Below are 10,064 nucleotides of genomic sequence, written 5' to 3'. Positions count from 1 at the left end.
GAACCCGGAAGCTAAGCCTTACAGCGCCGATGGTACTGCATGCGGGAGCGTGTGGGAGAGTAGGACACCGCCGAACTCTTTTTGAAAAGGCCGTGGTTCTTGGACTGTTAAGTCCGGGGATCACGGCCTTTTTTCATTCCGTCACCAGGAGTTCATGTCGCGACCGCAGCATCGCACGCATGGGGACGAGCGAATTGACTGCAGCCGGGGTAAGCGCCGGAGACGATGTCGTGGTGCCTTCCTTTGGGGGCTTCGAAGTAGCAGCAGCGGTGAGGGAGTTGGGCGCCCGGCCGGTGTTCGCGGATATCGAGCCGCGAAGTCTCTGCCTGGACCCGGACTCCGTGGACGCCGTGGTGACCTCGTCGACGGTCGCGGTCGTTCCGGTACATCTCTTCGGGCATCCCGCGGACATGGTGTGCCTGCAAGGGCTCGCCCAGCGGCGCGGGTTGCAGGTGGTCGACGTCGGCGTCCGACCCCACGTCGTGGCAGTAGACGCGATCCGGCGCCGGCAGTGCGCCTCGTACCTCGACGCGAGACTGCGTGGCGTCGTCGTGCCGACGGCCGCGACGGGGATTGAGCATGCGTACACGGACTATGTCGTGCGCGTCCCAGGCAACGGCAGGCCTGACCGGGATGCCTTCAAGCGCGCGCTGCAGGCTAGGGGCGTGGCGTGCTACGTCCCGGTGAGAACGCCGGCGCACCGTACCGCCGAGTTCCGTGCCGATGTGCGGCTGCCCGAATCAGAACGTGCCGCAGACGAGACGCTGGCGCTTCCGTTGGACGCGTCGACGACGAACCGGGAGCTGCAGCGAGTGGTGTCCGCGTGCAACGGGCTGGGCGGACTCGTCATGGAGTCGGCCTGTTGAGCGGAGGAAGTAGGCGAAGGCAGTGGCTTGTTGCGGCGGACCACGAGGGCCGGGGTGCCGATTCGGCCCAGCCGGGTCGGATCGGGTAAGATCAGCGGCGCCGCAGCGCGCCCCAATAGCTCAGTCGGCAGAGCGTCTCCATGGTAAGGAGAAGGTCAACGGTTCGATTCCGTTTTGGGGCTCTCAGCAAGGCAGTTGAAAGGCCCCCGCTCTCGGCGGGGGCCTTTCGCGTGCGCATACGTGGAACGGCCGGCGTGGACGCCGGACCGGTCGGTTACTCCGGGACCCGCATTGCGACGATGGCCATGTCGTCGGACGGCGCGTCGCTCGCGAATCGTTCGACGGCGCGCATGATGCGTGCGGCTACCGCGCCGGCGGTGAGGCCTGTGCAGGTGGTGAGCACGTCTGCCAGCCCGTCGTCCCCGAGCATGCGGGTGCCTTCACGTCGTTCGGTCACGCCGTCGGTGACGCACAGCAGTACGTCGCCCGGTTCGAGGATGATCGTCTGCTCGTAGAGCTCGAGGTCGTCCATGACGCCCAGGAGCGGCTGCGGGTCGGCTGCCGGTTCGACGCTGCCGTCCTGTCGCAGCCGCAGCGGCAGAGGATGGCCGGCGCAGACCACCTTGAGCTCCGCGCTGCCGTCGCTCTGCGGCCGCAACTCCCCGTACAGCAGCGTGAGGAAGCGGCTGCGCGCGCCCTCGTCGAGGATGGCGGTGTTGAGCCGGTCCAGCACCGCGGGACCGCCCAGGCCCTCGCGCGCCAGGAGGCGCAGTGCGTGCCGGGCGAGGCCCGTGACCGCGGCGGCTTCGGGGCCGGTGCCGCAGACGTCGCCGATGGCGAAGCCGAAGGTGCCTTCGGAGATGTCGAAGAGGTCGTAGAAGTCGCCTCCGACCTCGTTACCCTCTCCAGCCGCGCGGTAGATGACCTCTACTTCCACGCCACCGCCCACGTCGGGCAGTTCGGGCGGGAGGAGGCTGCGCTGCAGCGACTGGCTGATGGCGGTGCGTTCCGAGTACAGCCGTGCGTTGTCCAGTGCGAGAGCCGCACGGCGGGAGAGGTCCTCGGCGAGTTCGAGGATCTCCTGACGGAACCGTTCGTCCGTCGGCTTGCCGAGCGTGAGCATGCCGATCACGCGGTTGCGGGCCACCAGGGGCAGCACCACTGTCTCGCCGCCGACGGCCGACGCGGTCGCTCGCGAAGTGCCAGAGGACAGGTGCGGTTCGTCCTCGCCCAGCGCCACGCTGCGCAGTGACGTACGGAAGGCGGCCGAGTGGGCCGCTTCGGCGGGGGCGCTCCAGACGCGCGCACCGGGCGTGGGGACGGGGTCGGGCGGATCGACCTTGGCCAGGAGCGCCTTGAGGTTGTCGATCCGGTCCTCGTCCTCGTGCAGCACGTACGAGAGCTTGGGGTCGGAGCCGGGCTCGGCGACTGTGTAGACAGCGCACCAGGCGGCCAGGGTGGGGACCGTCATCTGAGCCATGAGGGCCAGCGTCTGGTCCCTGTCGAGGGTGCCCGCGAGCAGGTCGGAGGCCTCGACGAGGAAGGAGAGGGAGCCGCGGCGGAGCCGCTCCAGTTCGGTGAGGCGTGCGCGTTCGACTGCGAGGGCGATGCGGTCGGCAGCGAACTGCAGACGCAGTGCCTCTTCGTTGGTGTAGCGGCCCGGTGACTCGGTGGCGACGCCAAGCGAACCGGTCAGCCGCCCCTCGACCTTGAGCGGGACCGTGACGACCGCGCGCATCCCCGTCCCGTCCAGCAGGGGCACCGCGCCGGGAACGACCGTGAGGTCCTCGTGCACGGAGGGCATGCGGGCGGATCCGTACCGTCCCGTTCCGGCCTCGACGGGCACGCGGGCGAAGCGCTGCCGGGCGGAGGGCAGGCCGGTGGAGGCGCGTACCTCCAGTTCGGTCTCGTCGTCGGTGGCCAGCAGGAGGTAGGCCGCGTCGCCGTCGAGCATGTCGCGTGCGCGTTCCACCGTGCGCTGCAGCAGTCCGTCCAGGTCGTCGGGAGCGGGGGAGCCGATGAAGATTTCGAAGGGGTCGGACGGCCCCTCGCCGTTGTCCTGGCGGCTTGCGGAGTCCGGCGCGGGAGAGCGCAGCGGCGTCTGGAGAATGGCGCGCTCGTGGTCGCGTACGAGGAGGCAGACAGTGGACGGTTCGCCGTCGCTGTCGCGCACGCGCAGGTGCGAGGCGTAGACGGGGATCGTACGGCCGTCGGCGCCGCGCAGCCCGTAGGAGCCCTCCCAGCGCGACAGCAGGAGCGCCTCGGCGATGCCGGTGCTGGTGCCCGGGGTGTGGGGCCAGGCCGCGAAGTCGGTGAGGGGCTTGCCGCGCACCTGCTCTGCCGCGTAGCCGAAAAGATTATGGGCGTCCTCGTTCCAGGCGGCGATCGCTCCATGGCGGTCGATCTGGACGACGGCGACGTGGACGCGTGTATCGGCCACGGGAAGCGCGTCGTCGGGGAGTGCGGGGCCGGCTGCCCGGGTTCCGACCGGGCGTTCGGGGAGGTCGAGGCTGAACCAGACGCGCTTGTCGGCTGCCGTGTAGTCGACGCCCCAGTGCGACGCCAGGGCGGCGCAGAGCAGCAGCCCGCGGCCGCCTTCGCGGTCGGGGCTGGCGATCACCTGGGCGGGGTCCTGGAGCGGCAGTTCGCGTTCCGGGTAGCGGTCGACGACCTCGACGCGGACGCCGTCGCCGTCGCGCAGGCAGACGACCTCCGCAGCGGTGCCGGCGTGCACGACGGCGTTGGTCACGAGTTCGCTGGTCAGGACGACGGCGTCGTCGACGATGTCGCCCAGGCCCCAGCCCTGGAGGGTGTCCCGCACGAAGGCCCGGGCCGTCGCGACGGAACGTCCGACAGGCTCGAACGTGGCCGCTGCCCTCGCGGTGATCACTTGCTTCCCCTTGTATCGCTGCTCACTGCCGGCGGGTCCGCCGCTGCCTCCGTCCGCGTCCGGCGGGAGGCACTGGGGCACGATGCTGGGTGCGCCGCCGGTCCCGGATGTGCTGCCGTTGCTGTGCCCGCCGCCGCTGCCGTCCACCGGGAGACCCATGCCGCTGTCGGCCGGGGCGTCCCCGCGGTCGGCGCTCTTCTCTTGCGTCACCCGCGGCGCCCCTCCGTTGCTCTTCGTGCCCTGGCGGCTGCCCCTGCACGCTCCGTGCTCTTCTGTGCCCTTCGTGCCTTTCGCCCTGTCCCCGGCGCATCGGGGGCGGATGGACAGCCGGAGGCCAGGTTACTTACGTTCGCAGTGTGCGCGGGTGCCGGATCCGGTGTGTTTTCCGGCCGGGCCGTGTGTAGAGCTGTGTGCCATGCTGCCGAACTGTTATCGCCTGGTTCGGGCAGGGTGAAACACTGGGAAGGCTCGAAGCAACAACCCGGGTATGACGGCAGTACGGTCGACCCTTCGGGAGGGACACGGTGGAGTCTGGCGCAGCGGCGCGTAGCAGGAGTACGCGCCCGAAGGGCGGCCGCTCCCGGAAGAGCGGGACGATCGAGGTCGACGCGGCTTCCGTCAACAAGCTCCTCACGGCGCTGACGGCTATGCGGGACGGCAATTTCCGCAAGCGTCTGACCGTCACGGGAGACGGGCCGATGGCGGAGATCGCGGCCGTCTTCAACGAGGTCGCGGATCAGAATCTGCATTTGACGGGTGAACTGGCGCGGGTACGCCGCGTCGTGGGCCGTGAGGGCAAGCTGACCGAGCGGCTGGAGACCGGTACGTGCGAGGGCTCCTGGGCCGCCGCCATCGACGCGTCGAACGCGCTGGTGGAGGACTTGGTCCGGCCCGTCTCCGAGGTCGGCCGTGTGCTGTCCGCGGTCGCCGAGGGCGACCTGGAGCAGCGGATGGATCTCCGCTCGCGGGGCTCGGACGGCGGCGGGCACCCGCTGCGCGGCGAGTTCCTGAAGGTCGGACGCACAGTGAACGGCCTCGTCGACCAGCTGTCGACGTTCGCGGACGAGGTGACGCGCGTCGCGAGCGAGGTCGGGACGGAGGGCAAGCTGGGCGGGCAGGCGCGTGTGCGCGGTATGTCCGGTTCCTGGAAGGACCTGACGGACTCCGTCAACACGATGGCCTCCCGGCTCACCGCTCAGGTGCGGGACATCGCGCTGGTGACGACGGCGGTCGCCAAGGGCGACCTGTCGCGCAAGGTCACCGTGCACGTGGCCGGCGAGATGCTGGAGCTGAAGAACACCGTCAACACGATGGTCGACCAGCTCTCCTCCTTCCAGTCCGAGGTGACGCGCGTCGCGCGCGAGGTCGGCACCGAGGGGGAGCTGGGCGGTCAGGCGCGCGTGCAGGGCGTCGCAGGCGTGTGGAAGGACCTGACGGACTCGGTCAACCTCATGGCGGGCAATCTCACCTCGCAGGTGCGTGAGATCGCGCAGGTCACCACGGCGGTCGCCAACGGCGACCTCTCCCAGAAGATCACCGTCAACGCCCGGGGCGAGGTCGCGCAGCTCGCCGAGACGATCAACACGATGACCGAGACGCTGCGTACCTTCGCGGACGAAGTGACGCGTGCGGCCAACGAGGTCGGCACCGAGGGCGTCCTCGGGGGCCAGGCGCAGGTGCCCGGTGCGGCCGGGATCTGGAAGGACCTCACCGATTCGGTGAACACCGCGTTCCGCAACCTCACCGCTCAGGTGCGGGACATCGCGCAGGTGACGACGGCGGTGGCGAACGGTGACCTGTCGCAGAAGGTGACGGTCGACGTCTCCGGCGAGATGCTGGAGTTGAAGACGACGGTCAACACGATGGTCGACCAGTTGTCCTCGTTCGGTGCCGAAGTCACCCGCGTGGCACGGGAGATCGGCGTCGAGGGCGAACTGGGCGGTCAGGCGCAGGTACCCGGCGCCGGCGGTACGTGGAAGGACCTCACCGATTCGGTGAACACCGCGTTCCGCAACCTCACCGGCCAGGTGCGCAACATCGCGCAGGTGACGACGGCGGTGGCGAACGGCGACCTGTCGCAGAAGGTGACGGTCGACGTCTCCGGCGAGATGCTCGACCTGAAGAACACCGTCAACACGATGGTCGACCAGCTGTCCTCCTTCGCGGAGCAGGTCACCAGGATGGCCCGCGACGTGGGCACGGAGGGGCGCCTCGGCGGTCAGGCCCGCGTGGACGGTGTCTCCGGCACGTGGAAGGACCTGACGGACTCCGTCAACTTCATGGCCGGCAACCTCACCTCTCAGGTGCGGAACATCGCGCAGGTGACGACCGCTGTGGCGCGGGGCGACCTGTCCCAGAAGATCAAGGTGGATGCGCGCGGCGAGATCCTGGAGCTGAAGAACACCATCAACACGATGGTCGACCAGCTCTCGGCGTTCGCGGAGCAGGTGACCCGCGTCGCCCGTGAAGTCGGTACCGAGGGACGGCTGGGCGGTCAGGCGCAGGTGCCCGGAGTCGCGGGTGTGTGGCGTGACCTGACGGACTCCGTCAACGGCATGGCCGGCAATCTCACCGACCAGGTGCGCAACATCGCGCAGGTCGCTACCGCCGTGGCGCGGGGTGACCTCTCCCAGAAGATCACCGTCGACGCGCGCGGCGAGATCCTGGAGCTGAAGAACACCCTCAACACGATGGTGGACCAGCTCTCCTCGTTCGCGGAGCAGGTCACGCGCGTGGCCCGCGAGGTGGGTACCGAGGGCATCCTCGGCGGCCAGGCGGAGGTCAAGGGCGTCTCGGGTACGTGGAAGGACCTCACGCAGTCCGTCAACTTCATGGCGAACAACCTGACGTCCCAGGTGCGGAACATCGCGGAAGTCACCACGGCGGTGGCGCAGGGCGACCTGTCGAAGAAGATCACCGTCGACGCCAAGGGTGAGATCCTCGCTCTGGTGACGACCGTGAACACGATGGTGGACCAGCTGTCCTCGTTCGCGGAGCAGGTCACGCGCGTGGCCCGCGAGGTGGGCACGGAAGGCATGCTCGGCGGCCAGGCGCGGGTGCCGGGCGTCACCGGCATCTGGAAGGACCTGAGCGAGAACGTCAACCTGATGGCGAACAACCTCACCAGCCAGGTGCGCAACATCTCGCAGGTGGCCACCGCGGTCGCCAACGGCGACTTGACGAAGAAGGTCACCGTCGAAGCGAGCGGCGAGGTCGAGCAGCTCGCGGACACCCTCAACACGATGGTCACGGCGCTGTCGACCTTCGCGGAGGAGGTCACGCGCGTCGCCCGCGAGGTGGGCACGGACGGTGTGCTGGGCGGTCAGGCGCGGGTCGCCGGGGTCGCCGGCACGTGGAAGGACCTCACCGAGTCCGTGAACTCGATGGCGTCGAACCTCACCGGGCAGGTCCGCAACATCGCGATGGTCACCACCGCCATCGCCCGCGGTGACCTGACGAAGAAGATCGACATCGAGGCCAACGGGGAGATCCTCGAGCTGAAGACGACCATCAACACGATGGTCGACCAGCTCTCGTCCTTCGCCGAGCAGGTCACGAGGGTGGCCCGAGAGGTGGGCACAGAGGGGCAGTTGGGCGGCCAGGCACGCGTGCAGGGCGTGGCGGGCACGTGGAAGGACCTCACCGACTCGGTGAACGAGATGGCCTCCAACCTGACCCGCCAGATGCGTGCCATCGCCGACGTGGCGACCGCCGTGACGCGCGGCGATCACAACGTGCGCATCGACGTGGAGGCGGCCGGTGAGATCCTGCAGCTGCAGGGCTACATCAACACCATGATCGCCAATCTGCGCGAGACCACCCTCGCCAACCAGGAACAGGACTGGCTCAAGGGCAACCTCGCCCGCATCTCCGGGCTCATGCAGGGCCGCCGGGACCTCACCGACGTGGCCGGTCTGATCATGAGCGAGCTGACGCCGGTCGTCTCCGCACAGCACGGCGCGTTCTTCCTCGCCGTCTCGACGGACGAGGACAAGGAGGACGTCGGCATCGGCGCCGACCACAGCGCGGACGGCCAGTACGAGCTGCGGATGCTGGGGTGTTACGGCTACTCGAAGGGCACCATGCCCACCACCTTCGCGCCGGGTGAGTCCCTGGTGGGGACCGCGGCGCAGGAGGGACGGACGATCCTGGTGGAGAACGCTCCGCCCGGATATCTGAAGATCTCGTCCGGTCTGGGTGAGGCGCCTCCCGCCCATGTGATCGTCCTGCCGGTCATCTTCGAGGGGACGATCCTGGGCGTGATCGAGCTGGCGGCGTTCCAGCCCTTCGCGCAGATCCAGAAGGACTTCCTCAACCAGATCGCGGAGATGATCGCGACCAGTGTCAACACGATCAGCGTCAACACGCGGACCGAGGTGCTGCTGCGGCAGTCTCAGGAGCTGACCGAGCAGCTGCGGGAGCGTTCGGAGGAGCTGGAGAACCGGCAGCGGGCGTTGCAGGAGTCCAACGCGCAGCTGGAGGAGAAAGCCGAACAGCTCGCGCAGACCAACAGCGACATCGAGATCAAGAACAGGGAGATCGAGGAGGCCCGGCAGGTCCTGGAGGAGCGTGCCGAGCAGCTGTCGGTCTCGATGCGCTACAAGTCCGAGTTCCTCGCCAACATGAGCCACGAGCTGCGTACGCCGCTCAATTCGCTGCTCATCCTGGCGAAGCTGCTCGCGGACAACGCGGAGGGCAATCTCTCCCCGAAGCAGGTCGAATTCGCGGAGACCATCCACGGCGCGGGGTCGGACCTGCTGCAGCTGATCAACGACATCCTCGATCTGTCGAAGGTCGAGGCGGGCAAGATGGACGTCAGCCCGACGCGCATCGCGCTCGTACAGCTCGTCGACTATGTCGAGGCGACGTTCCGGCCGCTGACGGCGGAGAAGGGCCTCGACTTCTCCGTACGGGTCTCGCCGGAGCTGCCGGCGACGCTCCACACCGACGAACAGCGCCTGCTGCAGGTGCTGCGCAACCTGCTGTCCAACGCGGTGAAGTTCACCGACGGCGGCGCCGTCGAGCTGGTGATCCGTTCCGCCAAGACAGAGGTCCCGGAGGTCATCCGCGAGCAGATGCTGGAGCACGGCTCGCTGCTGGACGCCGACGCCGAGATGATCGCCTTCTCCGTCACCGACACGGGCATCGGTATCGCCGCGAGCAAGATGCGGGTCATCTTCGAGGCGTTCAAGCAGGCGGACGGCACGACCAGCCGCAAGTACGGCGGCACGGGGCTCGGCCTGTCCATCAGCCGGGAGATCGCGCGGCTGCTCGGCGGTGAGATCTACGCCGCCAGCGAGCCGGGCCGCGGATCCACGTTCACGCTCTACCTTCCGCTGCATCCGACCGAACTGCCGCCGCAGGGTTACGCGCAGCTCGGTTCGAACACGCTGGCCATCGCCGCGGCGGCGGAGACCACGGCGGCTGCTGCGGAGCGCATCGAACCGCTGGAGCGCGTCGACGCCGCGGAAGAGTCCTCCGGCGAGCCTTCCGAGGACGCCGCCGCGGCTTCCGACGAGGAGGGTGAGGAGCCCGCCGCATCGGAGGCGGAGCGTGCTGCCGCCTCACTCGTGCGGCGCCGCCGGCAGCGCTCGGCCACAGAGGGCGAGCAGCAGCGGGAGCTGCCCCCTGAGGCGCAGCCGGAGCCGCGAGCCCTGCAGAACGGCCGCAGCGGGCGCGGCGGCAGCAACGGGGCGCCGGGCAAGGCGCGTTCGCAAGCGGCCGAGGGCGCCGGCGCCGAGCAGGCGCAGGACGAGGACTGGCTCCACAGCGGCCAGGACCTCGTCGAGCCCGGTCCCGGGGGCGACTTCACCGGGGAGAAGGTGCTCATCGTCGACGACGACATCCGCAACGTCTTCGCGCTCACCAGCGTGCTGGAACAGCACGGACTGCAGGTGCTCTACGCAGAGAACGGGCGGGAGGGCATCGAGGTGCTGGAGCAGCACGACGACGTCGCGGTGGTGCTGATGGACATCATGATGCCGGAGATGGACGGCTACGCCACGACGGCTGCGATCCGGAAGATGCCGCAGTTCGCCGGACTGCCGATCATCGCGCTGACGGCGAAGGCCATGAAGGGCGACAGGGAGAAGAGCATCGAGGCAGGTGCGTCCGACTACGTGACCAAGCCGGTCGACACAGACCATCTGCTGTCTGTCATGAGGGAGTGGATGAGGACGCGTTGATATGGCACCGTGCCAGGGGGCCCGGCCGCTGACGCAGTGTGCAGAAGTCGTGTGAAGTACGGTCGAGGGGGAACCTTTTGTTCCTCTGATGCGTTTCTGATGTGTGCACAGTGACATCACGGT

The 10,064-nt window shown here is 68.7% G+C and carries 3 protein-coding genes, 1 tRNA gene and 1 rRNA gene; 4 read left to right on the top strand and 1 reads right to left on the bottom strand.

The annotated features are described in order from the left end of the window. The 3 genes from rrf to IEY56_RS25190 all read left to right on the top strand — a co-directional run. Window positions 1–76, top strand: a 5S ribosomal RNA gene (gene rrf, locus IEY56_RS25200); the annotation flags it as partial. A 103-nt stretch (window positions 77–179) separates the two neighbouring features. Then, a complete protein-coding gene (locus tag IEY56_RS25195; RefSeq protein WP_189039567.1) occupies window positions 180–866 on the top strand; it encodes a DegT/DnrJ/EryC1/StrS family aminotransferase in 687 nt (228 codons plus the stop codon). A 109-nt stretch (window positions 867–975) separates the two neighbouring features. Continuing rightward, window positions 976–1,048, top strand: a tRNA-Thr gene (locus tag IEY56_RS25190). 92 nt (window positions 1,049–1,140) lie between these two features. On the opposite strand, the gene IEY56_RS25185 is transcribed toward IEY56_RS25190, so the two are convergent. Next, window positions 1,141–3,756, bottom strand: a complete 2,616-nt coding sequence (locus tag IEY56_RS25185; RefSeq protein WP_229712187.1) for a SpoIIE family protein phosphatase — start codon at window positions 3,754–3,756, stop codon at window positions 1,141–1,143. Window positions 3,757–4,280: 524 nt separating this feature from the next. Here IEY56_RS25185 and IEY56_RS25180 point away from each other — a divergent pair. Further along, the gene (locus IEY56_RS25180; RefSeq protein ID WP_189039566.1) at window positions 4,281–9,941 is read left to right on the top strand and encodes a HAMP domain-containing protein; all 5,661 of its coding nucleotides are present in this window, start codon (window positions 4,281–4,283) and stop codon (window positions 9,939–9,941) included. Window positions 9,942–10,064: the final 123 nt, after the last annotated feature.

Origin of the sequence: Streptomyces daqingensis (assembly GCF_014645895.1) — a bacterium.
Taxonomy (GTDB): Bacteria; Actinomycetota; Actinomycetes; order Streptomycetales; family Streptomycetaceae; genus Streptomyces; species Streptomyces daqingensis.
Note: the sequence above shows the minus strand (reverse complement) of the source record. Positions and strands in the feature narration are given on the sequence as shown.